Source organism: Xanthomonas indica, from assembly GCF_040529045.1.
Lineage (GTDB): Bacteria > Pseudomonadota > Gammaproteobacteria > Xanthomonadales > Xanthomonadaceae > Xanthomonas_A > Xanthomonas_A indica.
The window spans coordinates 1,822,945-1,845,416 of record NZ_CP131914.1; the positions used below are offsets into that span (position 1 = coordinate 1,822,945).

General features: G+C 71.0%; 25 protein-coding genes, 2 tRNA genes and 1 other RNA gene. 17 read left to right on the top strand and 11 right to left on the bottom strand.

The window, feature by feature from the left end; genetic code table 11:
• Positions 1 to 185: 185 nt before the first annotated feature.
• Together Q7W82_RS07935 and gloB are read right to left on the bottom strand one after the other, a co-directional pair.
• Positions 186 to 1,397, bottom strand: a complete 1,212-nt coding sequence (locus Q7W82_RS07935; protein ID WP_242161558.1) for a lytic transglycosylase domain-containing protein — start codon at positions 1,395 to 1,397, stop codon at positions 186 to 188.
• Positions 1,394 to 2,161: a hydroxyacylglutathione hydrolase gene (gene gloB, locus Q7W82_RS07940; RefSeq protein ID WP_242161560.1), complete on the bottom strand. Its 768-nt coding sequence runs from the start codon at positions 2,159 to 2,161 to the stop codon at positions 1,394 to 1,396. Before gloB ends, Q7W82_RS07935 begins: the two co-directional genes overlap by 4 nt.
• Before the next feature lie 12 nt (positions 2,162 to 2,173).
• On the opposite strand from gloB, the gene Q7W82_RS07945 reads away from it, so the two are divergent.
• The 3 genes from Q7W82_RS07945 to dnaQ are packed head-to-tail and all read left to right on the top strand — an operon-like array spanning position 2,174 to position 4,071.
• Positions 2,174 to 2,833, top strand: coding sequence for a hypothetical protein (locus Q7W82_RS07945; RefSeq protein WP_242161562.1), 660 nt, complete (start codon positions 2,174 to 2,176; stop codon positions 2,831 to 2,833).
• A 12-nt stretch (positions 2,834 to 2,845) separates the two neighbouring features.
• Positions 2,846 to 3,304, top strand: coding sequence for a ribonuclease HI (rnhA, locus tag Q7W82_RS07950; RefSeq protein WP_017907823.1), 459 nt, complete (start codon positions 2,846 to 2,848; stop codon positions 3,302 to 3,304).
• A 29-nt stretch (positions 3,305 to 3,333) separates the two neighbouring features.
• Positions 3,334 to 4,071 (top strand): DNA polymerase III subunit epsilon, encoded by a 738-nt coding sequence (gene dnaQ, locus Q7W82_RS07955; RefSeq protein ID WP_184502504.1) that lies wholly within the window; start codon positions 3,334 to 3,336, stop codon positions 4,069 to 4,071.
• A 187-nt stretch (positions 4,072 to 4,258) separates the two neighbouring features.
• Here the strand turns inward: dnaQ and Q7W82_RS07960 are convergent, their stop codons facing one another.
• Positions 4,259 to 4,963 carry a protein phosphatase 2C domain-containing protein gene (locus Q7W82_RS07960; protein WP_048490132.1) on the bottom strand — a complete coding sequence of 235 codons (705 nt, stop codon included), beginning with the start codon at positions 4,961 to 4,963 and terminating at the stop codon, positions 4,259 to 4,261.
• A 209-nt stretch (positions 4,964 to 5,172) separates the two neighbouring features.
• Here Q7W82_RS07960 and Q7W82_RS07965 point away from each other — a divergent pair.
• Positions 5,173 to 5,263 (top strand) — tRNA-Ser (locus Q7W82_RS07965).
• Between the two features lie 282 nt (positions 5,264 to 5,545).
• Positions 5,546 to 5,950 carry a DUF6165 family protein gene (locus Q7W82_RS07970; protein ID WP_019798098.1) on the top strand — a complete coding sequence of 135 codons (405 nt, stop codon included), beginning with the start codon at positions 5,546 to 5,548 and terminating at the stop codon, positions 5,948 to 5,950.
• Between the two features lie 48 nt (positions 5,951 to 5,998).
• Here Q7W82_RS07970 and Q7W82_RS07975 read toward each other — a convergent pair whose 3' ends face one another.
• Together Q7W82_RS07975 and Q7W82_RS07980 are read right to left on the bottom strand one after the other, a co-directional pair.
• The gene (locus Q7W82_RS07975; RefSeq protein WP_242161564.1) at positions 5,999 to 6,253 is read right to left on the bottom strand and encodes a DUF2798 domain-containing protein; all 255 of its coding nucleotides are present in this window, start codon (positions 6,251 to 6,253) and stop codon (positions 5,999 to 6,001) included.
• 199 nt (positions 6,254 to 6,452) lie between these two features.
• Positions 6,453 to 7,502 (bottom strand): glycosyltransferase family 9 protein, encoded by a 1,050-nt coding sequence (locus tag Q7W82_RS07980; RefSeq protein WP_242161566.1) that lies wholly within the window; start codon positions 7,500 to 7,502, stop codon positions 6,453 to 6,455.
• Between the two features lie 20 nt (positions 7,503 to 7,522).
• On the opposite strand from Q7W82_RS07980, the gene Q7W82_RS07985 reads away from it, so the two are divergent.
• From Q7W82_RS07985 to Q7W82_RS08015, 7 genes are read left to right on the top strand one after another with little or no spacing between them, the layout of a single operon-like run.
• The gene (locus Q7W82_RS07985; protein ID WP_242161568.1) at positions 7,523 to 8,272 is read left to right on the top strand and encodes a 3-deoxy-D-manno-octulosonic acid kinase; all 750 of its coding nucleotides are present in this window, start codon (positions 7,523 to 7,525) and stop codon (positions 8,270 to 8,272) included.
• The gene (locus tag Q7W82_RS07990) at positions 8,272 to 9,030 is read left to right on the top strand and encodes an MBL fold metallo-hydrolase (RefSeq protein WP_242161570.1); all 759 of its coding nucleotides are present in this window, start codon (positions 8,272 to 8,274) and stop codon (positions 9,028 to 9,030) included. Before Q7W82_RS07985 ends, Q7W82_RS07990 begins: the two co-directional genes overlap by 1 nt.
• Positions 9,027 to 10,061: a GTP 3',8-cyclase MoaA gene (gene moaA / locus Q7W82_RS07995; protein ID WP_242161572.1), complete on the top strand. Its 1,035-nt coding sequence runs from the start codon at positions 9,027 to 9,029 to the stop codon at positions 10,059 to 10,061. Before Q7W82_RS07990 ends, moaA begins: the two co-directional genes overlap by 4 nt.
• A 3-nt stretch (positions 10,062 to 10,064) precedes the next feature.
• Positions 10,065 to 10,439: a nuclear transport factor 2 family protein gene (locus tag Q7W82_RS08000; RefSeq protein ID WP_260115105.1), complete on the top strand. Its 375-nt coding sequence runs from the start codon at positions 10,065 to 10,067 to the stop codon at positions 10,437 to 10,439.
• A gap of 31 nt (positions 10,440 to 10,470) precedes the next feature.
• Positions 10,471 to 10,989 (top strand): cyclic pyranopterin monophosphate synthase MoaC, encoded by a 519-nt coding sequence (gene moaC, locus Q7W82_RS08005; RefSeq protein WP_242082382.1) that lies wholly within the window; start codon positions 10,471 to 10,473, stop codon positions 10,987 to 10,989.
• Positions 10,986 to 11,231 (top strand): MoaD/ThiS family protein, encoded by a 246-nt coding sequence (locus Q7W82_RS08010; RefSeq protein ID WP_242161576.1) that lies wholly within the window; start codon positions 10,986 to 10,988, stop codon positions 11,229 to 11,231. Before moaC ends, Q7W82_RS08010 begins: the two co-directional genes overlap by 4 nt.
• A gap of 3 nt (positions 11,232 to 11,234) precedes the next feature.
• Positions 11,235 to 11,681: a molybdenum cofactor biosynthesis protein MoaE gene (locus tag Q7W82_RS08015; RefSeq protein WP_242161578.1), complete on the top strand. Its 447-nt coding sequence runs from the start codon at positions 11,235 to 11,237 to the stop codon at positions 11,679 to 11,681.
• Between the two features lie 210 nt (positions 11,682 to 11,891).
• Here the strand turns inward: Q7W82_RS08015 and ffs are convergent.
• Positions 11,892 to 11,988: signal recognition particle sRNA small type (gene ffs / locus Q7W82_RS08020), an RNA gene on the bottom strand.
• A 259-nt stretch (positions 11,989 to 12,247) separates the two neighbouring features.
• Positions 12,248 to 12,340 (bottom strand) — tRNA-Ser (locus Q7W82_RS08025).
• A 235-nt stretch (positions 12,341 to 12,575) separates the two neighbouring features.
• Here Q7W82_RS08025 and dnaX point away from each other — a divergent pair.
• The 4 genes from dnaX (at position 12,576) to Q7W82_RS08045 (ending at position 16,001) form a co-directional block, all read left to right on the top strand.
• Positions 12,576 to 14,420 (top strand): DNA polymerase III subunit gamma/tau, encoded by a 1,845-nt coding sequence (gene dnaX / locus Q7W82_RS08030; protein ID WP_242161579.1) that lies wholly within the window; start codon positions 12,576 to 12,578, stop codon positions 14,418 to 14,420.
• Between the two features lie 6 nt (positions 14,421 to 14,426).
• Entirely contained in the window at positions 14,427 to 14,747 is a 321-nt protein-coding gene (locus tag Q7W82_RS08035) for a YbaB/EbfC family nucleoid-associated protein (RefSeq protein ID WP_017909282.1), read from the top strand.
• 217 nt (positions 14,748 to 14,964) lie between these two features.
• Positions 14,965 to 15,579: a recombination mediator RecR gene (recR, locus tag Q7W82_RS08040; RefSeq protein WP_242161372.1), complete on the top strand. Its 615-nt coding sequence runs from the start codon at positions 14,965 to 14,967 to the stop codon at positions 15,577 to 15,579.
• 74 nt (positions 15,580 to 15,653) lie between these two features.
• The gene (locus tag Q7W82_RS08045) at positions 15,654 to 16,001 is read left to right on the top strand and encodes a histidine triad nucleotide-binding protein (protein WP_010342491.1); all 348 of its coding nucleotides are present in this window, start codon (positions 15,654 to 15,656) and stop codon (positions 15,999 to 16,001) included.
• 83 nt (positions 16,002 to 16,084) lie between these two features.
• Here Q7W82_RS08045 and Q7W82_RS08050 read toward each other — a convergent pair whose 3' ends face one another.
• From Q7W82_RS08050 to Q7W82_RS08065, 4 genes are read right to left on the bottom strand one after another with little or no spacing between them, the layout of a single operon-like run.
• Positions 16,085 to 16,603 carry a Slp family lipoprotein gene (locus Q7W82_RS08050; protein ID WP_017914772.1) on the bottom strand — a complete coding sequence of 173 codons (519 nt, stop codon included), beginning with the start codon at positions 16,601 to 16,603 and terminating at the stop codon, positions 16,085 to 16,087.
• Positions 16,600 to 18,549, bottom strand: coding sequence for a DUF3488 and transglutaminase-like domain-containing protein (locus Q7W82_RS08055; protein ID WP_242161374.1), 1,950 nt, complete (start codon positions 18,547 to 18,549; stop codon positions 16,600 to 16,602). The genes Q7W82_RS08050 and Q7W82_RS08055 overlap by 4 nt, the downstream gene beginning before the upstream one ends.
• Positions 18,542 to 19,498 carry a DUF58 domain-containing protein gene (locus Q7W82_RS08060; RefSeq protein WP_242161376.1) on the bottom strand — a complete coding sequence of 319 codons (957 nt, stop codon included), beginning with the start codon at positions 19,496 to 19,498 and terminating at the stop codon, positions 18,542 to 18,544. The genes Q7W82_RS08055 and Q7W82_RS08060 overlap by 8 nt, the downstream gene beginning before the upstream one ends.
• A 5-nt stretch (positions 19,499 to 19,503) precedes the next feature.
• Positions 19,504 to 20,457, bottom strand: coding sequence for a MoxR family ATPase (locus Q7W82_RS08065; RefSeq protein ID WP_160946385.1), 954 nt, complete (start codon positions 20,455 to 20,457; stop codon positions 19,504 to 19,506).
• A 36-nt stretch (positions 20,458 to 20,493) separates the two neighbouring features.
• Between Q7W82_RS08065 and Q7W82_RS08070 the strand changes: the two genes are divergently transcribed.
• Positions 20,494 to 22,338: a glycosyltransferase family 39 protein gene (locus Q7W82_RS08070; RefSeq protein WP_242161378.1), complete on the top strand. Its 1,845-nt coding sequence runs from the start codon at positions 20,494 to 20,496 to the stop codon at positions 22,336 to 22,338.
• Positions 22,339 to 22,472: the final 134 nt, after the last annotated feature.

Genomic DNA, 22,472 nt, shown 5'->3' on the forward strand with positions numbered 1-22,472 from the left:
TTGCCGCCGGGGCAGTGCGCGCGGTTGCCGTCGGGGCTGGACGTGGCGATACGCCCGCCTTTCCGGTGCTGGTGCCGGTCGGCGCCGTTCCGGTCTGGGAAACGGTTGGTCATCCTCGCGGCGTGGTGCACGTCCGCGGGCGTTGCAGCGTGTCTTGGACGTCGTCCCGCCGAGGCGGGAGCGCCTCAGTCCTCGTAGCTCAGCACCATGCCGGGACGCAGCACGCTGCGCGCGGACAGGCCGTTCTTCATCAACAGCGCCTGTACGGTGATGCCGTAGCGCTTGGCGATGTTCCAGGCGGTGTCGCCGTCGCGCACGGTGTGGGTGTGGCGGGAGCGCGCACCAGCGCGTGCGCCCCGGCGCGGTGCGGGGCTGTCGTCGGTGCTGGCCACGGTGGCGACGATCGGGGCGTCGTCCTGCGCCGGCGGCGCGGTGTCCTGGGCCAGCACGGGGCCGCCCAGGCTGCGAGGCGCCAGCACCGGCAGCGCGCGCTTGGCGCTGCGGCCGTTGCCCAGGGCCGGATTCAGCCGCGCGAGCTGGTTGCCCTGCAACGCCTGGCGCCGTGCCCAGTCGTCCAGCGCCATCCCGGCGGGCAGGGTCTGCGCCTGCAGGATCGGCACGTCGCGATCCAGGGACGCCATCCATTCGTCGCGGGTCTGCGCCTGTTCCAGCACGCAGGCCAGCGCGTGCAGCTTCTCGACGTAGGCATAGGTGACCGAGGACAGCCCGGGCAGCTTGTCCGGCTGGGCGTTCTGCGCATTCATGCCGGCGCGGCGCATCGACTGCAGCACGCGGTACTCGCCGGCGTTGTAGGCCATGATCGCCAGGCGCCAGTCGCCGCCGAACATGCCGTGCAGGGTCTTCAGGTAGCGCACCGCGGCGCGGGTGGAGTCCACCGCGGACAGGCGGCCGTCGTAGCCGTTCTCCAGCGGGACATCGTGGTTACGTGCGGTGCCCGGGATGAACTGCCACAGGCCGGCGGGGCCGCCGCTGTTGCGTGCGCCCGGGCGGTAGCCACTCTCCACGAACGGGATCAGCGCGAACTCGGTGGGCAGGTTGGCCGCGCGCAGTTCGTCGACCACGTAGCCGAACAACGGCAGCACGTCCTCGTCCTCGTCGGCCAGGCGCGACGGCGCACGCGAGAACTGCTGCTGCCAGCGTGCGTCGGTGGCGCCGGCGTCGCAGCGCGCGTCGGCCAGGCCGTCGCGGAAGCGAGCGAGGATGTCGTGCCCGTTACGGGTAGTGGGCGGCGGCAGGGCCGCCGGGTCCGTCGGCACGCCGTTCAACCCGGCCACGGTCTGTTCGAGGGCCGCCGCGAGCGGGGTCGCGGCCGCCGCGGGGGGCGCCGCCGACGCCATCGCCAGCGTCAGCGCCGCTGTCAACGCCAGCGCCCTCATGCGCGGAAATCGTCTTTCCAGCGCCTCAATTCGGCGAACACTTCCACCTCGTCGGACACCCCCCGCCCGAGCCGGGCGCCGATCGCCTGCTGGATCGCCGCCGAGGCGGTGCGCAGGAACGGATTGGTCGCCAGTTCGCTGGCAAGGGGGACGGGAACGGTGGGGCGGGCAGCGTGACGCATGGCCTGGGCTTCCTGATGGCGCTGCCGCAGGGCAGCGTTGGTGGGATCGACCGTGACGGCAAACGCCGCATTGGCCAAGGTGTATTCGTGTCCGCAGCAGACCAGCGTCTGCCCCGGGAGGGCAGACAGGCGCTGCAGCGAACCCAACATCTGGGAGGGCGTACCTTCGAACATGCGCCCACAGCCCAGGCTGAACAGCGTATCGCCGCTGAACAGGTGGCCGTAGCCGACGTAGGCCAGGTGCGAGCGGGTATGGCCCGGGACAGCCAGGGTATCGAACTGCCAGTCCAGGACCTTCACGACATCGCCGTCGCCGACCCGCTGGCAGGCGAAACCAGTGATCCGTGGGTCGTCCGGCGCGTACGCCGGGATGTCCGGCCAGCGCTCGCGCAGCGCGGGGACGCCGCCGATATGGTCGTCATGGTGATGGGTGAGCAGGATGGCGGCGGGCTGCAGCCCTTGCGCTGCGGCCTCCAGCACCGGTTCGGCCTGGCCGGGGTCGACCAGCAGCGCACGCCCGTCGTCCGTGGCGATCGCCCAGATGTAGTTATCCTGGAATGCGGGCAGGGCGATCAGTCGCATAGAATTGGCACCATGCCTGCCGTGTCGCTCCCTCGTCAAGCCAACGTCTCATCCTGGTTTGATACGGCCGGGGCGCAGGCGCTGCTCCAGGCCGAGCAGCCGCTGATCCTCGACGCCCTGCTCAAGCGCCCCGCGCAGCCCTGGCTGTGGCTGGCGCCGGTGCCGCTGCCGCCCCCTGGGCGCGAGCTGCCGGGGCGGGGCGTGCGGCTGCACCGCAGCCCCCGCGGCTATGCCGGCGACCTGGTATGCACCTTGCCGCTGCCGCTGCCGTCGGAGAGCGTCAACGCGATCGTCCTGCAGCACGTGCTCGCCGCCGACGCGGCGGCGCTGCTGGAGGAATGCGAGCGCATCCTCATGCCGGGCGGCCGCCTGTGGCTGTTCGCGCTCAACGCCATGAGCCCGTACCGGCTACGCTGGCGGCGGCAGGGCCTGGTGGCGCGCCCGCCGGGCAGCTGGCGCGGCCTGCTCGAGCAGACCGGCCTGCCGTGCGTGGAGCAACTGCGCTATCTCGGGCCGGTATGGCCGACCCGCGGCGGCGTCGGCCCGGCCACCTCCGCCGCGCCGCTGCGCGCGGTCTGCCTGCTGCAGGCGGAAAAACGCACCGCCGCCGGCATCGGCCCCATCCCGTTGCGCGCGCCGGTCCGCTGGCGCGGCTCGGTCGCTTCCATCTGAACACGGAGTTTCATGAAGACTGTCGACATCCATACCGATGGCGCCTGCCTCGGCAATCCCGGCCCCGGTGGCTGGGCCGCGCTGCTGCGCTACAAGGGACTGGAGCGCGAGGTGGCCGGCGCCGAGGCGCACACCACCAACAACCGCATGGAGCTGATGGCCGCGATCATGGCGCTGGAGACGCTCAACGAGCCGTGCCAGATCGTGCTGCACACCGACTCGCAGTACGTGCGCCAGGGCATCACCGAATGGATGCCGGGCTGGGTGCGTCGCCAGTGGAAGACCGCCGGCGGCGATCCGGTCAAGAACCGCGACCTGTGGGAACGGCTGCACGCCGCGGCGCAGCGGCATACGATCGACTGGCGCTGGGTCAAGGGCCACAACGGCGATCCGGACAACGAGCGGGTCGACCAACTGGCGCGCAACCAGGCTCTGCACGTGCGCGCCGGCGGCGCCGCGGTCGCGACCTGATCTTGTCTTCCTTTTCCGCTGCGAGTCCCATGCGCCAGATCATCCTCGATACCGAAACCACCGGCCTGGAATGGAAGAAGGGCAACCGCGTCGTCGAAATCGGCGCGGTGGAACTGCTGGAACGCCGCCCCAGCGGGCGCAACTTCCACCGCTACCTGCGCCCGGACTGCGATTTCGAACCCGGCGCGCAGGAAGTCACCGGCCTGACCCTGGACTTCCTCGCCGACAAGCCGGAGTTCCACGAGGTGGTCGATGAATTCCTGGAGTTCATCGACGGCGCCGAGCTGATCATCCACAACGCGTCGTTCGACCTGGGGTTCCTGGACTACGAGCTGTCGCGGCTGGGCGAGTCCTACGGCCGCATCCTCGACCGTGCCACGGTGATCGACACCCTGCTGCTGGCGCGCGAGCGCTTCCCCGGCCAGCGCAATTCGCTGGACGCGCTGTGCAAGCGGCTGGGCGTGGACAACTCGCACCGGCAGCTGCACGGCGCGCTGCTCGATGCGCAGATCCTCAGCGACGTGTACATCGCGCTGACCTCCGGCCAGGAGGAGATCGGTTTCGCCCTGGCCGAGGACGGCGCCGCGCATGCGGCCGCGCAGGGGCCGGCGTTCGACATGACGATGCTGCTGCCGCGGCCGCGGGTGTTGCCGACGGCCTCGGAGCTGGAGGCGCACCAGGCGCGGCTGGAGAAGCTGCGCAAGAAGGCCGGCCGCGCGCTGTGGGACGACGCCGAACCGGTCGTGGCGGAAGCGGTGGCCGGCTGAAGGGCTCCTCGAATGACGACGGGACGGATGTTGTAGGAGCGGCGTCAACCGCGACGGGGCGCTCCCGGTAAAGCCCTGTTGCGGCCGACGCCGCTCCTGCAGGGCAGCCTGGCCGGCTTGAGCGTTAAGAAGGCAGTAGCCAGCGGTGCCCTGACGTAGGTTGCGCGGCGGCCGCGCCACACCGGATTCAGTGGCAGCGCACCAGGATCGCGGTGATGTTGTCCGAGCCGCCTTCGTCGAGCGCGGCGGCGACCAGCATGTCCACGCATTCCTGCGCGCTGCAGTCGTCGTGGCCCAACGCGCTGGCCAGGCCGGCATCGTCCACTTCCTCGGTCAGCCCGTCGCTGCACAGCAGCAGGCGCATGCCCGGGCGCAGTTCGCCGGTCATCGTGGCCACGTTCAGGTGCTGCGGGTCGGTGACGCCCAACGCCTGGGTGACCACGTTGCGGTGCGGATGCGCGCGGGCCTGCTCGGCGGTGAGGGCTCCCTGCGCGATCAGTTCCTGCACGTAGCTGTGGTCCTGGCTGAGCTGGGCCAGCTTGCCGTCGCGCCACAGATAGGCGCGGCTGTCGCCGACCCAGGCCACTTCGAAGCGGTTGCCCTGCACCCGCGCGGCCACCACCGTGGTACCCATCGGCAGGGTGTCGTTGCGGCGCTGCGAGGCGCGGATGATTTCCTCGTCGGCGATGCGGATGGCCTGCGCCAGCGCGGTGCCGCCGCGGACCTCGCGCACGATGGCCTCGCGCGCCAGGGCGCTGGCGACCTCGCCGCAGGCGTGGCCGCCCATGCCGTCGGCTACCAGCCACAGCCCCAGTTCGTGGTCGCCGTAGTAGGTGTCCTCGTTGAGGTCGCGGCGCAGGCCGACGTGGGTGAGGTGTCCGAATTCGATCATTGCGCGCCTGCGGCCGGCCGGTGTTTTCTGGGGTCGAGGGGCATCATCGCGGTCGCGCGCGGATCAGGCAATCGCCGCGCGCAGCGCCAAGCAGGCGGGGTTCATCGCCCCGCGCCGCCAGGCGGCTGTGGAGGCGCCGGTGCCGGGCCGCTTGTCCGCGCGCGGCGGGAACCGTATGATGCACGCCCCCGGTCCGCCGGGGACCACCCGGGAAGGTGGCAGAGTGGTTGAATGTACCTGACTCGAAATCAGGCAGGCGTTTATAGCGCCTCGGGGGTTCGAATCCCCCCCTTCCCGCCAGTTCTATCGCGCACAGGCCCTTCAGCGGTCGCAGAGCGTGATCAGCGCAGGAGTGGGCGGTGAGAAGCCACGCGGGTTCGACCCATCGGCGACAGCCGATGCGCACGGCGCAGCCGCCCGCAGGGCGAGGTGCAGCATGCACCGTGTGCATCCCCCTTCCCGCCAGTTTTGCATGAGGCCCCGTCAGGGGCCTTTTGCTTTTTTGATGCGCGCGACCGCGTGCCGACGCCGCTTTAAGACGCGGCCGTTACACTCTCCCTTCTCCTGTTTGTGGTGTCTGCCATGTCCGAAATCCTGGTGCCCGTGTCCTTCGGCGAACTGCTCGACAAGATCGCCATCCTGCAAATCAAGTCCGAGCGCATCGAGGATCCGGCCAAGCTGGCCAATGTGCACGCCGAACTGTCGGCGCTGGAAAAGACCTGGATGGCGCATCCGGCGGCCGGCGGCGACGTGGCGCGCCTGCGCGCGGAGCTGAAGGCGGTCAACGAGCGCCTGTGGGTGATCGAGGACGAGATCCGGATCAAGGAGAAGGCGCAGGCCTTCGACGAGGAGTTCATCAAGCTGGCGCGCAGCGTGTACTACGAAAACGACGAGCGCGCGCGGCTCAAGAAGGACATTAACCTGGCCCTGGGCTCCAGCTACGTGGAAGAGAAGTCCTACCAGGATTACCGCAACGCCTCGGCCTGAGAGTGGTGCCCGGGAGGCGTTGCCGTCTCCCGGGCATCCGGGCTGCCTTCAGTCGCGCGCGACCAGCAGGCCGGTCAGGCGCCGCACCAGCGGCAGGACCAGCAGCAGGGTAGGGAAGGCGACCAGCCAGGACAGCGCCCAGGCGCCGAGCCAGAGCGTGCCGACGCCGGGCGCCAAGCCGACGCTGCGCAGGGTGCTGATCATCGAGACGATGCAGGTCATCAGCACCGACAACAGCAGCGGAGTCACCCAGGCGGCATGGTGCGGGGGCAGCTTGCGGGAAAACAGCGGGGAACGTGACATTGCGGACTCTCCGTAAGCCGGTCGATCGAAGGCGCCACCCGCCATCGGCCTGCCAGGCCTGGACGGGAAACAGCCCCGGACGGATCCGGCGCAGTTGGCGCGTTGATTGACGTAAACGCTTACGGCGGCTCCTGCGGGCCAGGTCGGCGGCAGGACGCGCGGCGGATGGTAGAGCGACGCCGGCGCCGCCGCAATGGCTTCAATGGCCGTGGTCGGCGCGGTAGCGCTCGAACGCGGCGATCGCATCGTCCACCGCGATGAGGTCCATCACCCCGTCGAATTCGATCTTGCTGCCCCACTTCAGCTGCGCGGCCGGCTTGCCCAGGTATTTGCGCGCGGCCGCGTCGTACTTGTCCACGCAGTAGCGGATATCGGAATACGGGCCGCTGCGGCGCGGGTTGCTGGCCGCGTGCAGGCCCAGCACCTTGGTGCCCATCGCGTTGGCGATGTGCATGGGGCCGGAGTCGGGTGTCATGACCAACGCCGCGCGCTGCAGCAGCGCCGGCAGTTGCTTGAGCGTGTCGCGGCCGACCAGGTCGAGCACCGGCGTGTGCGCCGCGGTGACGATGGCATCGGCGGTACTGCGCTCCAGATCGCTGCGGCCGCCGCACAGCACCACCCGCCAGCCCTGCGCGGCGGCATGGTCGGCCACCGCGGCGTAGCGCTCGGCATACCAGTTGCGGCGCTGGTGGCTGGAGCAGGGCGAGATCAGCAGCGCCGGCCGGCCATCGTCGGGCCATTGCGCGCGCGCCCAGGCATGGGCGTCGTCGGGCACCGGCAGGTCCCAGCGCACCTCGGTCTGGCGCAGGCCCAGCGGCTCGCAGAAGCTGCCGATCGCATCCAGCACGTGGATGCCGGGGCGGTCGGGGATGCGCTCGTTGACGAACAGGCCGTGCAGGTCCTTGGAGCGGCTGCGGTCGTAGCCGATGCGGCGGCGCGCCGGCACGAACGCCGACAGCACGTTGGCGCGCAGCGCCACCTGCATCTGCAGCAGCGCGTCGAAGCCTTGTGCCGGCAGCGCACGGCGCAAGGCGCGCATGCCGGCCAGGCCGCTGCGCTTGTCGTAGGTGTGGAACGCGACGCCCGGCAGGCCGTCCAGCAGCTTGTGCCCGGCCTTGTCGATGATCCAGTGCAGTGCCGGCGCCTGCGGCCAGGCGCGCTGCAGGGTCCGCACCAGCGGCACCACGTGGGTCACGTCCCCCAGCGCCGACAGGCGCAACAGGCACAACGAAGGGAGCGTTGCCGGCATGGTGTTGTTAGACTCGCTGGATGGTTGCATTCGACGCCACCGAAGCGCTGACGCCGTACCGCGAGGGCCGCGGTTACGGGGCCATTCTGTTCGACCGCGAACGACTGCGGCAAGCCGAGCCGTCGCTGTTCTCTGCCGTCGCCTGGGGCGAACGCTGCCGCCCGGTGGATGCCGGTGGCCGCGGCGGCGCCTGGTTCGTCGATGCCCCGTTCGGCAGTTGCGTGCTGCGCCAGTACCGCCGCGGCGGGCTGGTCGCCAAGCTGGTCCGCGATCGCTACCTGTGGACCGGCGCCGACCGCACCCGCAGCTTCGCCGAGTTCCGGCTGATGCGTGCGTTGATCGCGCGCAAGCTGCCGGTGCCGCGCCCGCTGGCGGCCTGCTACCTGCGCCAGGGATTGCGCTATCGCGCAGCGATCCTGATGGAGCGGCTGGAAGGCGTGCGCTCGCTGGCCGAGCGCGCGCATCTGGCCGGCCGCGGCGCGCCGTGGGAGGAGGCGGGACGGCTGATCGCGCGCTTCCATCGCGCCGGTCTCGACCATGCCGACCTCAATGCGCAGAACATCCTGTTCGACGGCAACGGCCGTGGCTGGCTGATCGATTTCGATCGCGGCGTGCTGCGCATTCCCGCCACCCGCTGGCGCGAGCGCAACCTCAAGCGGCTGCGTCGTTCGCTGCTGAAGCTGCGCGGCGAGCGCAGCGTCGATGCGGTGGAGAAGGATTACGCGCGCCTGCGACGCGCCTACGACCTGGCCTGGGAGCGCGGCTGCTGATGACGGACTGGGCGCTGCGCTTCCAGGGCGTGGGCAATGCCTCGGCGGTGACGTTGGGTTCGCCGATGGCCACCATCGAGTGCGATGGCCGGCCGTGGCTGACCATCGACTGCGGCGGCGAGGGACTGACCGCCTACCAGGCGCACTACGGGGCGATGCCGCAGTCACTGTTCGTCACTCACGTGCATCTGGATCACGTCGCCGGCTTCGAACGGCTGTTCGTGGACAGCTATTTCTCTGCGCGTCGCGGCAAGGTGCGGCTGTACGTGCCGGCCACGGTGGTGCCGCTGCTGCACCGGCGGGTGGCCGACTATCCGAACGTGCTGGCCGAGGGTGGCGCCAACTTCTGGGACGCGTTCCAACTGATCGCGGTGGGCGATGCGTTCTGGCACGAGGGCGTGCGCCTGGAGGTGTTCCCGGTGCGCCACCACTGGCCGGAGACCGCCTACGGCCTGCGCCTGCAGGGCGCGCTGGTGTGGAGCGGGGATACCCGGCCGATCCCGGAAATGCTGAACCGGTATGCCGACGACGGCGAACTGGTGGCGCACGACTGCGGTCTTCACGGCAACCCGTCGCATACTGGGGTCGACGACCTGGAGCGGGAATACCCCGCCGAGCTGCTGCAACGGACCATGCTCTACCACTACGCCAGCGACGAAGATGCCGAGGCCCTGCGCGCGCGCGGCCACCGCGTGGCGCGCCCGGGCCAGTGCGTGACGCTGGCTGCGCCGCGCGCGCCGCAGGTGCCGGCGGGATGAACGCGCTGCCGCGCCTGCCGCTCGCGTCGGCGACGCCGGCGGACCGGCGCGGGCGGCCGTTGCGCGACCTGCGCCTGTCGGTGATCGAGGCCTGCAACTTCCGCTGCGGCTACTGCATGCCGGCCGACAAGGTGCCGGACGACTACGGCTTCGACGCGGCATCGCGGCTGTCGTTCGCGCAACTGGAGACCCTGGCCCGTGCCTTCGTGCGCAACGGCGTCAACAAGCTGCGCCTGACCGGCGGCGAGCCGCTGCTGCGCCGCGATCTGCCCGAGCTGGTGCGGCGGCTGGCGTGCATTCCCGGCGTGGACGATCTGGCCATGACCACCAACGGCGCGCTGCTGGCGCGGCACGCGCAGGCCTTGCGCGAGGCCGGCCTGCGCCGGGTCACGGTCAGCCTGGATGCGATCGAGCCGGCGGTGTTCCGGCAGCTGTCCGGCGGCCGTGGCGAGATCGCGCAGGTGCTGGAGGGCATCGACGCGGCGGTGGCGGCCGGGCTGGGGCCGGTCAAGCTCAACTGCGTGGTCCAGCGCGGCATCAACGACGACCAAGTGCTGCCGTTGCTGGCGCATTTCCGCGGCAGCGGCCATGTGCTGCGCTTCATCGAATACATGGACGTGGGCACCTGCAATGCCTGGCGCCGCGAGCGGGTGGTGCCGGCCGCCGAACTGCGCGATCGCATCGCCGCGCGCTGGCCGCTGCAGGCGCTGGCGCCGCATTACCCCGGCGAGGTCGCCGCGCGCTACGCGTTTGCCGACGGCGGCGGCGAGATCGGCTTCGTGACCTCGGTCAGCACGCCGTTCTGCGGCGATTGCCACCGCGCCCGCGTCTCGGCCGATGGCCATCTGTACACCTGCCTGTTCGCGGGCGAGGGCACCGACCTGCGGCCGGCGCTGGCCGGCGGCGAAGAGATGCTGGCCGAGCGCGTGCGTGCGCTGTGGGAGCGTCGCGACGATCGCTACAGCGAACTGCGGGGCGCGGCGTCGGCCACGCGCGGCAAGCACGTCGAAATGTTCCTGATCGGCGGTTGAGCGATGGACGCCGCCGTGCAAGACGCGCTGGTCGCGCTGGAGCTGGACTTGCTGGAGCCGGCGGTGCGTGCCTCGGCGACGCGCGTGGCCGAACTGCTCGACGACGCCTTCGTCGAGTTCGGCGCCTCCGGGCGCTGCTTCGACAGGTCGGCGGTGCTGCAGGCGTTGGCGGTGGAGTCGGGCGACTTCCGCTACCGCGCCTTCGACATCCAGGTGCAGTCGCTGGCGCCGGATCTTGCGCAAGTGCGCTATCGCAGCGAGCGCAGCGGCGGCGGCGAGCCGCCGCGGCAGGCGCTGCGCAGTTCGCTGTGGCAGCGCCGTGACGACCGATGGCGCATGCTGTTCCACCAGGGCACGCCGATTCCCGGCAGTGCCTGAAGATCGCGCCGTGGGAGCGGCAGCGCAGTCCATGACCAAGAAAACCTCCGCCACGTCCGCGCGCGCCGCCGCGCCGGCGCTGACCCACCTGGACCCGCAGGGGCTGCCGACCATGGTCGACGTCTCTGCCAAGACCGCCACCGCGCGCGTGGCGGTGGCGCAGGCGCAGGTGCGCTTTCCCGCGGCCGTGGCCGCGCAGTTGCGCGCCGACGCGCTGCGCAGCGCCAAGGGCGGCATCGTCGACACCGCGGTGATCGCCGGCACCATGGCGGTCAAGCGCACCCACGAACTGATTCCGTTCTGCCATCCGCTGCCGATCGACGGCTGCCGCTTCGCCATCGACTGGCGCTCGCCGCAGGTGCTGGGCATTGAATGCACGGTGCGCACCGTGCACCGCACCGGCGTGGAGATGGAGGCGCTGACCGGCGCCAGCGTCGCCGCGCTGACCGTCTACGACATGTGCAAGGCCTTGACCCACGCGATGACCATCGGCCCGGTGCGGCTGGTCGGCAAGCGCGGCGGCAAGCGCGATGTCGGGAGCGTGGCATGAGCGCCTCGGTGACCGTGCTGTACTTCGCCAGCCTGCGCGAGGCTGCAGGCCTGGAGCGCGAGCAGGTGCGCACCGATGCGCCCGACCTGCGCGCGCTGTATGCCGAACTCGATGCCCGCCATGGCCTGCGCTGGCCGGCGGAGCGGTTGCGGGTGGCGGTCGACGGCGCCTTCACCGGCTGGGACGAGGCGGTGCGCGACGGCAGCGAAGTGGTGTTCATCCCGCCGGTCTCGGGAGGCTGAGCCATGTCCACCGAACCGCGTTTCCGGCTGGACGACCACCCGCTCGACATCGCCACGCTGCGCGCGCCGCTGGCACACGCCCAGGCCGGTGCCTATGCCAGCTTCGAAGGCTGGGTGCGCGACCACAACGACGGCCGCGCGGTGGATGGCCTGCACTACGAGGCCTACGCCGCGCTGGCCGAGGCCGAAGGCCAACGCATCGTCGACGAGGCGCTGGCCGGCTTCGCCATCCTCGACCTGCGCTGCGTGCACCGCATCGGCGAACTGGCGATCGGCGACCTGGCGGTATGGGTCGGCGTGGTCGCTGCGCACCGTGGCGCCGCGTTCGATGCCTGCCGGTACGTCATCGACGAGGTCAAGGCGCGCGTGCCGATCTGGAAGCGCGAACGCTATCGCGATGGCGATGCGGGATGGCTGCATCCGGAGACGCAGGCGGCGCAACCGGATTAGCGGCGCGCGCGATCAGGTGTTGATCGTGTCTTCGTGGAGGAGGGTGGTAACCCCGCCGGCTGACCGCGCCAGGCATATTCCGCCGCCGTAAGGCTCTCTGTGCCGTCGCCACGACCGGAACGAATGACAGGCCGGAATGGCTGTTGCTTTCTGCAGGCGCAGCCGTTGCCCGCGATCTAGGCTGATCGTTCGTCGTCGTAGAGGGTGGTAACCCCGCCGGCTGACCTCGGCGCCCGCGTCGATCGATACCGTTGCTGCCTTCCGGCCCTGGCGGGGTTTTCGACCTAGCGTCGCGAGGGGCCGACGGGGCCACCATAGAGACGAAACCGCGCCAGTGGCGCGGTCTTTCCCTTTGAGTTCTTGCGCCAGCGGCGAAGCGACTCTGCGAGGGAAGCGCAATTCGAATCTGGCGGAGAGAGGGGGATTCACTCGGCATCTTCGATGCCTCGCCCTTCGGGCGGCTTCGCCGTGCAGGTGGCTACGCCACCTGTCGAACCCGGGGGTTCTCACCCCCTCCCAGGCGCCGGCGAAACTCACGCGACTGGGCCATCTCAACACTTTCAATCTGGCGGAGAGAGGGGGATTCGAACCCCCGAAGCGCGGTTTAGACGCTTACACACTTTCCAGGCGTGCTCCTTCAACCACTCGGACACCTCTCCGGGTCTTGCGCGGGCCATGCGGTCCGGGCAAGGGCGGGAATTCTAGCCGTCATGGCCGCCATTCACAAGGCGAACCCAAGCCGTGTCGTGAACTGCGCTCATCTTCGCCCTGTTCATCGTCGCAGGCAGCCCTGCGCCGAAGGCGGCGCAGGCGTGACGGCGGCTGACCGGGCGGCTGAACGATCGCGGTGGCCCGGCGTGGCACAATGGCGGTTCAGATGAAGACGGTCGCCTGATGTCCTATCTCGTTCTCGCCCGCAAGTGGCGCCCCAAGCGTTTCGCCGAGTTGGTGGGGCAGGAGCATGTGGTCCGCGCGCTCACCAACGCGCTGGATAGCGGCCGGGTGCACCACGCGTTCCTGTTCACCGGTACCCGCGGCGTCGGCAAGACCACCATCGCGCGCATCTTCGCCAAGTCGCTGAACTGCGAGCAGGGCACCAGCGCCGATCCGTGCGGCCAGTGCGCGGCCTGCCTGGACATCGATGCCGGCCGCTACATCGACCTGCTGGAGATCGACGCCGCGTCCAACACCGGCGTGGACGATGTGCGCGAGGTGATCGAGAACGCGCAGTACATGCCCTCGCGCGGCAAGTTCAAGGTCTACCTGATCGACGAAGTGCACATGCTCTCCAAGGCGGCGTTCAACGCGCTGCTGAAGACGCTGGAAGAGCCGCCGGAGCACGTGAAGTTCCTGCTCGCCACCACCGACCCGCAGAAGTTGCCGGTGACGGTGCTGTCGCGCTGCCTGCAGTTCAACCTCAAGCGTCTGGACGAGGAGCAGATCCAGGGGCAGATGACCAAGATCCTGGCCGCCGAGCAGATCGAGGTGGATGCCTCGGCGATCGTGCAGTTGGCCAAGGCCGCCGACGGCAGCCTGCGCGACGGCCTGTCGCTGCTCGACCAGGCCATCGCCTACGCCGGCGGCGCGCTGCGCGACGACGTGGTGCGGACTATGCTGGGCACGGTCGACCGCACCCAGGTCGGGGCAATGCTCGATGCGCTGGCCGATGCCGACGGACAGCGGCTGCTGCAGGTGGTCGCCGGCCTGGCCGAGTTCTCGCCCGATTGGGGCGGGGTGCTGGAGGCGCTGGCCGAGGCCCTGCACCGCATCCAGGTGCGGCAACTGGTGCCGGGCGCGGCCACGCCAGCGCTGGACGGCCTGGACCCGGCACCGCTGGCCGAGCGCCTGCGTCCGGAGATCGTGCAGCTGTGGTACCAGATGGCGCTGAACGGGCGCCGCGACCTGTACCTGGCGCCGAGTCCGCGCGCCGGCTTCGAGATGGCGCTGCTGCGCATGCTGGCGTTCCGTCCGATGGGCGCCGCGGCGCTGCCGGCCGGCACCACGACCGGCGCGGCTGCGCAAGGACACGGCACTGCGCCGGCCGCTGCGGCCAGTGCGCCTGCTGCGGCACCGGCGGCGGTGGCTGCCGCTGCCCCGGCGGCGCCTGCCGTTGCCGCGCCGGCGCCGGTTCCCGCTGCGCCTGTGACGGCTGCGCCCACCGTCGCAGCGGCCCCGCTGGATCCGCCCTGGGATCCGCCGGCAGCACGCCCGGCGCCGTCCGCGCCCGTCGCGACGCCGGCGCCAGCGGTGGTCCCGGCCGCCGCCGCCGAACCGGAGATGGCGATGGTGCCGCCTCTGGCACCGCCGCCGCGCACCCATGCCGCCGTGTCCGACACGCCGCGCGCGCTGCACAGCGCCGAGGACTGGCTCGAACTGGTCGCCGATTGCGGGCTGAGCGGCCCGTCGCGGCAGCTCGCCGCCAATGCCGCCTTCGTCAGCCATGCCGAAGGCGTGCTGCGGCTGTCGCTGTCGCCGGGCTTCGAATACCTGCAGTCCGAGCGCTCGCTCGGCGAACTGGCCGCGGCCCTGGCCGATGCGCTGGGCCAGCGCCCGAAGATCGTCATCGAAAGCGGCATCGCGGTCGATGCCGAAACCCTTCATGAGCGCTCGCACCGGCAACGCGGTGAGCGCCAGAACGCGGCCGAGACCGCGTTCATGAACGACCCGGCGGTGCAGGCGCTGATCCAGCAGCAAGGCGCGCGGGTCGTTCCCGATTCCATCCGTCCCTACGATGAGTGAACCACGATGCGCGGCAATATCGCCCAACTGATGCAACAGGCGCAGAAGATGCAGGAAAACCTGCAGCGCGCCCAGGAAGAACTGGCCAAGCTGGAAGTCACCGGCAGCGCCGGCGGCGGCATGGTCAACGTGACCCTGACCGGCGCCAAGGAGTGCCGCAAGGTGCGGATCGATCCGAGCATCCTGGCCGACCAGGAAATGGCCGAGGACCTGATCGCCGCTGCCTTCAACGACGCCTCCAACAAGATCGACGCCGAATCCAAGGCGCGCATGGGCGCGGCCACCGCCGGCATGCCGATCCCGCCGGGCATGAAGCTGCCGTTCTGAAGGGCCGGGATTCGGGATTCGGGAGTGGGGATTCGCGGTTTTCGCCAGTGCGCTGCCTCTCCTGCCTCGGTGAATTCCCTGCGTAGGAGCGGCTTCAGCCGCGACGGGCATTACCGGTAACGCCCGTCGCGGCTGAAGCCGCTCCTACAAGAACATCGCGTGACAGCGATGTTCCCCCTACAAATCCCCACTCCCGAGTCCCGAATCCCCAACCACAATGAGCTCGCCGCTGCTCGAACAACTGATCGATGCGTTCCGCGTGTTGCCTGGCGTCGGCCAGAAGACCGCGCAGCGCATGGCCTACCACGTGCTCGAGCGCGAGCGCGAGGGTGGGCAGCGGCTGGCCGAGCGGTTGCACGAGGCGATCGAGCGCATCGGCCATTGCGCGCAGTGCCGCGATTTCAGCGAGACCGACATCTGCGCGATCTGCGCCAGTCCCGCGCGCGACCGCCAGCAGCTGTGCGCGGTGGAATCGCCGGCCGACCGGCTGGCGATCGAGCACGCCACCGGCTACCGCGGCCTGTATTTCATCCTGCAGGGCCGGCTGTCGCCGCTGGACGGCATCGGCCCGCGCGAACTGGGCCTGGACCGGCTCGGCGCGCGGCTGGCGCAGGGCGAGGTGGCGGAGCTGATCATCGCCACCAATTCCACGGTCGAAGGCGAGGCCACCGCGCATTACCTGGCGCAACTGGCGCGCCAGCACGGCGTGCGGCCGAGCCGGCTGGCGCAGGGCCTGCCGCTGGGCGGTGAACTGGAGTACGTGGATCGCGGCACGCTCTCGCATGCCTTCGGCAGCCGCAGCGAAGTGCCGCGCGCCGGCGCCGGCGAGTGACGCCGCTCGCGGCTGCGGCGCGAGGCCGAATTGGGCTATAACGGCGGCCCCTTCTTTCGTTCCGGGCGCGCTCCATGGACACCATCTTCGGCAAGATCATCCGTCGCGAAATTCCGGCCAGCATCGTCTACGAGGACGACGCCGTGCTCGGCTTCAAGGACATCGCGCCGCAGGCGCCGGTGCATGTGCTCTTCATTCCCAAGCAGGTGGAGATTCCGACCCTGGACGATCTGGCGCCGGAGCAGGCGACCCTGGTCGGCCGGCTGGTGCTGGCCGCGGCCAGCTATGCGCGCGAGCAGGGCCTGGCCCAGGACGGCTACCGGGTGGTGATCAACTGCCGCGAGCACGCCGGGCAGACGGTGTTCCATCTGCACCTGCATCTGCTCGCCGGCGCGCCGCTGGGACGCTTCGGCACGCCCTGAGTCGCGCGGCCGGCGCCAAGCGGCACGCATAAAAAAACGCCGCTGGATCAGCGGCGTTTTTCGTTGCGGCGAACGCGGTGGGCTTACCACCAGCCCCAGCGCGGACCCCACGGACCCCACGGGCCGCCCCAGGGGCCGTACGGGTAGGCGGGCACCACTTCGACCTGGCGCACCACCGGCCACAGGTAGACCACGTCCGCATCCATCTTCGGCAGGCGGTAGTCGTACTCGCCGATGCGGGTGTTGTCGTAGCCGGACACGTGGCCGATGAAGGTCACCTCGCGGCCGGGTTCGAACACCGCAGGGTCGTAAAAGCCGGCGCGGCAGGCGATGAAGCGGCCATCGCTGGCGTCGGCCGCATCGCTGTCCGGGCGGCCGCTGGCATTGAGCGGACGCGACAGCATCTGGAAGCAGGTCTGGCCCTGGCCGGGGGTGGTCTTGATGATCTTGCCGCCCCAGCGCACCGGCGCGCCGGCCTGCTGGCCGGCGACCGAGTCGCGCGGGCTGACGGGCGCGAACTGGCCCTGCAGCGGCTTGGGGGCGGTGGCGCAGGCGCCGAGCGCCAACGCAGCGATCACGGGGAACAGCAGGCGAATCTTCATCGGGATGCTCCAGTGGGCGGACGGTGCCTGCGCAGGTCGCGCAACAATGAAGCGCTGTCCGAATCAGCGCCATCGTAGCGCGCATCGGCGAAACGCCGGCTGAGCGGAATCAGGCTCGCATCGCCGGTTTCCCGCTGCACGCGCGCCGCCCATGCCAGCGCCGGTTCGTGCGGTTCGCGGCCCTGGCCGCGCTTGGCGTAGCGCCGGCCCAGGCCGCGCCAGGCACGCAGCAAGGGATCGCGCTCGCGCTCGCCACGCGCCAGCCACCACGCCATCGCGCCGAGCAGCAGCGCGGCGAACCCGGCGAACAGCGCCACCAATTGGCCGGGATCCAGCCGGGCGATGCCGAACTGGCTGAGCAGGCGCTGCTGGCGGTTGGCGTCGAAGGACAGCACCAGGTCGTTCCAGCCGCGCCGCGCCCAGTCGGCGAGGTCGCGCCAGCGCCAGTCGGCGTCGCCGCCCTGCGCGCCGGCGCCGTTGCCGAGGCGGTCCTCGAGGGTGTCGTAGATGCGTTCCGGCGCCACCGCCGCGGTCGGATCCACCCGCACCCAGCCGCGTTGCGGCAGCCACACCTCGGCCCAGGCGTGCGCGTCCATGCGCCGCACCACCCAGTAGCCGCCGAACGGGTTGCGGGTGCCGCCGGCATAGCCGGTGACCACCCGCGCGGGAATGCCGGCGCCACGCATCAGCACCACGAACGCCGAACTGAAGTGTTCGCAGAACCCGGCCTTCTGCTGGAACAGGAACTCGTCCACGCCGTTGCGGCCGGGCAGCGGCGTCTGCAGGGTGTAGGCGAAGTCGCGGCGGATCCATTGCAGGGCGCGGGCGACGATCGCCGCGTCGTCGGCGCCGGCCTGCTGCCGCCATTGCCGGGCCAGCGCCAGGGTGCGCGGGTTGTAGCCGGGCGGCAGCGCCAGCGCGCGCTGGCGCTGCGCTGCGTCCAGATCGGCCTCGACCCGCTGCGGCGGCGCCGAGCGCAGCCGCCAGCGGGTCAGTGCGCTGAGCGGGCGCTCGGTCTGCAGCACCGCGTCGGCGCTGAGCCGGGTGCCGGCCGGCGCCTGTAGCGGCAGGTCCAGCGCGACCAGTTGCCGGCGGTCGGTCGGTTCCACTTCGAGCTGGTAGTCCCAGCCGCCTGGCGCGAGTTGGATCGGGGGTGCCGGCGCGAAGACGTTATCGCGGCGCGCACGCCAGGTGCGGCCGTCGAAATCCCACAGCACCGGGCCCCGCCAGTAGCGCTGCGCCGGGGCCGGCACCGGGCCGAAGAACTGCACGCGCAGCGCCGGGGTGTCGTCGGCCATCAGGTCCAGCCATTGCCCCGGACTCATCGTGTCGGACAGGCCGGGGCGGCCCATGGCGCGTTCCGGCACGCCCCACAGCGGCGAGCCCAGCCGCGGGAACAGCCAGAACGCGGCCAGCGCCAGCGGCAGGCCCAGCGCCAGCAGGCGGCCGACGCCGCGCAGTTGCCCGCGCAGCGGCCGGCGTGTGCTGTGACCTTCCTGGTCGGCCAGGCGCTGCATGCTCAGCAGCGCCGCGATCACCGCCGCCAGCCCCAGCGCCATCGTCACCGGCCCCTGGTCGAGCAGGAAGGCGGCGAACGGCGCGAACAGGGCGAAGCCGAGCAGGCTGCGCGCATCGCGCAGGCTCTTCAGTTCCGAGGGTTTGATCGCCAGCATCGCCGCCAGCAGCGCGCAGCCGGTGTCGCGGCCGAAGCGCAGGCCGACCTGCCAGTACAGCGCCGCGAGCATCAGCGCGACCAGGGCCAGGCGTAGCAGCGCCGGCATCGGCCGCCACGCCGAACTGGCGCCGATCAGCAGCGCCGACAACGCGATCAGCCAGGCCAGCGTCGCGGGCAACTGCAGCAGCAGCGGCAGCAAGGCCAGCAGCGCCGCGCCCAGCGCCCAGGCGCGGCTGGCGGCATGCAGCGCGGGCGAGCGCGGCTCAGCCATGCGGCAGCAGCGCCAGCGCGCGCAGGCACAGGTGCCGGTGCTGCGGGCCGCGCCCCGGGCCCAGCGCCGGCTGGCCGGGCAGCAGCAAACGGTAGCGACGGCCGTCGCGTTCGGCTTCCTCGACCCAGCGCGCCAGTCGTGCGATGCGGCGTTCGTGCGGCAAGGCCGGCAGCGTGCGCCAGTCCAGCACCACGTCCACGCCGATCGGGCGTTCGTACTCGCGCACCAGCAGGGTGTCGCGGCGTGCCGAGTGCTTCCAGGCGATCGCCCGTGGCGCATCGCCGGCGCGGTAGGGACGCAACTGGTGCAGTTCCTCGCCGAGCGCGTGCAGGCGGGTCTGGGTCGGCGTGCCGGCGCCGGCCGGCAGCGGCGGGCCATCGGCTTCCGGTTGCGGATAGACCAGCAGCGCAGTGTCCGGCCAGAACCAGGCCCAGGCGCGCAGCAGGCCCAGCGGCTGGGTGGTGGAGACCTGCACGCGCTGCAGGTCGAGCCAGCCGCGGCGCTCGGTAGGCACTTCCAGGTCGGCTTCGTTGCGGTCGTCGCGGTGTAGGTCCAGGTAGGTGTGCGCATCCCCGTGGCGCACGCGCAGGCCGCGTCGGCGGCGGCCGTCGGCGGTGGCCAGCGCCAGCCGCAGGCGCAGCGGTTGCCCGGCGGCGACCGGTTCGGCCGACAGCGCCTCCAGCCGCAGTCCGGACAACTGCAGGTGGGCGACGATGGCGCTGGCCATCGCGGCCGCGCCGAGCAGCATCGCCAGCAGCAGCGCCGGGTTGTTGTTGTAGTTCAGCGCGCCGAGCAGCATCGCCGCCAGCAGCAGTGCCAGGAAGCCGCCGAAGGGCGTCGGCAGGATGTAGATGCGGCGCCGGTCCAGATGCACCGGCAGGGCTTCCGGCGCGCGCGGCGCGGCCAACTGCGCCAGTCGCTGCCGCCAGTCGCGCCGCCCGCCCGGCATCGGCGTCAGTCCACCGCGACGCTGTGCAGGATCGCCTTGGCCAGTGCCTGGCCGGAGGCCGATTCCTGCTCGGCCACCAGGCGGTGTTCGGCGACGGCCACGAACAGCGCCTGCACGTCGTCGGGCAGCACGTGCCCGCGCCCGAGCAGCAGCGCATGCGCCTTGGCCGCGCGTAGCAGGGCGATGCCGGCACGCGGCGACAGCCCCACGCGCACGCCGGGATGCTGCCGGCTGCGCGCCAGCAGCGCCTGCACGTAACCGACCAGCGCCTCGCTGGCGTGGATCTGTTCCACGCTCTGCCGCAGGGTGGCCATGTCGGCCTCGCCGAGCAGCGGCTGCGCCTGCGCGATCAGGTCGCGGCGGTCGCTGCCGCTGAGCAGCGCGCGTTCGGCCTCGGCGTTGGGATAGCCCAGCGCCAGGCGGAGCAGGAAGCGGTCCAGTTGCGAGTCGGGCAGGGGGAAGGTGCCCGACAGGTCCACCGGGTTCTGCGTGGCGATGACGAAGAACGGCGACGGCAGCGGATGGGTGGTGCCGTCGAGGGTGACCTGCTGCTCGGCCATCGCTTCCAGCAGCGCGCTCTGCGTGCGCGGCGGCGCGCGATTGATCTCGTCGGCGAGCAGCACGTGGGTGAACACCGGGCCCGGATGGAACTGGAACTGGCGCGACTGCGCGTCGTACACCGACACGCCGAGCACGTCGGCCGGCAGCAGGTCGGAGGTGAACTGCACGCGTTGGAACCCCAGCCCCAGGCTCGCCGCCAGCGCATGCGCCAGCGTGGTCTTGCCCAGGCCGGGCAGGTCCTCGATCAGCAGATGTCCGCCGGACAGCAGGGCGACAAAGGCCATGCGCACCTGTTGCGGCTTGCCCAGGACCAGCGCGTTGACCTGCTGCTGGGCGCGCGTGAGCGCCTCGCGCAACGTATCGGTTAGCATTTCCGGCAAGCGGAGCGGAGTAGGCATCGCAGTCTCGCAACGGTTTCAGGGAGTGTACGGGCAATGCAAGGGGAACAACGTGCACGCAGTGTCTTCATCGTGCTGTGGACGCTCGTCACCGCCGCCAAACTGCTGGTCGCCGCGCGCCTGCCGTTGTTCGTCGACGAGGCATTCTATTGGCAGGAAGGCCAGCACCTGGCGCTGGCCTACTCGGATCTGCCCGGGCTGACCGCATGGCTGGCGCGGCTGGGCGTGGCGCTCGGCGGCGACCATCTGCTGGCGCTTCGCGCGCCGTTCCTGCTGCTGGGCGCGGCCCTGCCCTGGCTGATCGCACGCATCGCCACGCGCTGGTTCGGCGCGGTGGCGGGCTGGCGCGCCGGCAGCCTGGTGTTGCTGATGCCGCTGTCCGGCACCCTGGGCATCCTGGCGCTGCCGGACGTGCCGATGGCGCTGGCGACGATCCTGTGCATCGACGCCACGGCGCGGCTGCTGCGCCAGACCGAGGCGCTGAGCGCGGTGGAGCTGGCGCTGGGCCTGGTCATCGGCGCACTGAGCCATTACCGCTTCGTCGGCGTGATCGGCGTCGGCGCGATCGCCCTGCTGCTGATCCCGCAGGGCCGGCGCATGCTGCGCGATCCGCAGGTGTGGGTGGCGCTGGCGCTTGGCATGGTGGCCTGGTTGCCGCTGCTGGCCTGGAACGCGGACAACGGCGAGGCCGGTCTCAAGTTCCAGTTGGTCGACCGCCATCCCTGGAGCTTCCAGCCCGCCGGCATCGCCTTCCTGCTGATCCAGTTGCTGCTGGTCACGCCGCTGCTGGCGGTGGCGATGACCAAGGTGGCGCTGATGGCCACGCGCGGCGGCAGCAGCGGCACGCGCGTGCAGTGGCGTTACTTCGGCCTGCTCGGCGGCGTGTCCACGCTGGGCATCTTCCTGCTCGGGTTCTTCACCGACGCCGAGCGGGTCAGTTTCCACTGGCCGCTGCCGGGCTATCTGGCGCTGCTGATCGCCACGCCGGTGATCCTCAACGGCTGGAGCAAGCCGCTGCGCCGCGCCACCTGGCTGCTGGCCGGGCTCGGCCTGGTCGGCGCGTTCGGCTACTACCTGGCGGTGTCGGTGCCGGCGGTGCGCGAGCACACCGCCGGCGACAAGTACTACCCGCGCAACTTCGCCGGCTGGCGGCCGTTGGCCACCGCGGTGCGTCGCGAACTGGCGACCATGCCACGCGGTACCCAGGTGCTGGCGGACAACTTCAAGGTCGGCGCCGAACTCGGCTTCGAACTGCGCGACCCGAACATCCAGGTGCTGCCGCATCCGTTGAACGACAAGCACGGGCGTAGCGCGCAGCTGCAGCAGTGGGGTCTGCTCAGCGACGGACGCCGCGACGGTCCGCGGCTGCTGGTGCTCTCGCCCAGCGACATGAAGTACCGGCTGCTGCTGCAGCGCTACCACGCGGTCTGCGACCTGGTCGGCCCGCTGCCGCCGCCGCGGGTGGTGTCCAGCGACCACGGCAGCCAGCGCTTCCTGCTGTTCGCGCTACCGGCGCAGCGCACGACCGGCCCGTGCACCACGCCGGCGATGGCCTGGTTCAACACCCCGGACATGGACGCCAGCGTCGGTCGCCGCTTCGACGTCTCCGGCTGGGCGTTCAAGGACGGGGTCGGGATCGACCGCGTCGAGGTGCTGCTCGACGGCAAGGTCGCGGCGCAGGCGCATTACGGCGACTTCTACGACGTCACCAAGTTCTGGAAGATCTCCACCGATCCGGGCCATCCGAACATCGGCTTCCGTGCCACCGTCGATGCCGGCGGCCTGGCGCCGGGCACGCACTGGCTGGGCCTGCGCCTGCACGGCCGCGACGGCAGCGTCGAGGATTGGTGGGAACAACCGATCGTGCTGCGCCCGCACTGAGCCGGGGCGTCTCGTCGCTTCCCGAGAATGCGGCGTTTGGTCTGGAGCGGCTGCCAGGCCAAACCCGAGGGGCCGGAGTTACGCGCGCGTGGCCGTGCCATCGCGACGTCCACTTCCTCATGCTTGTCGCTGCA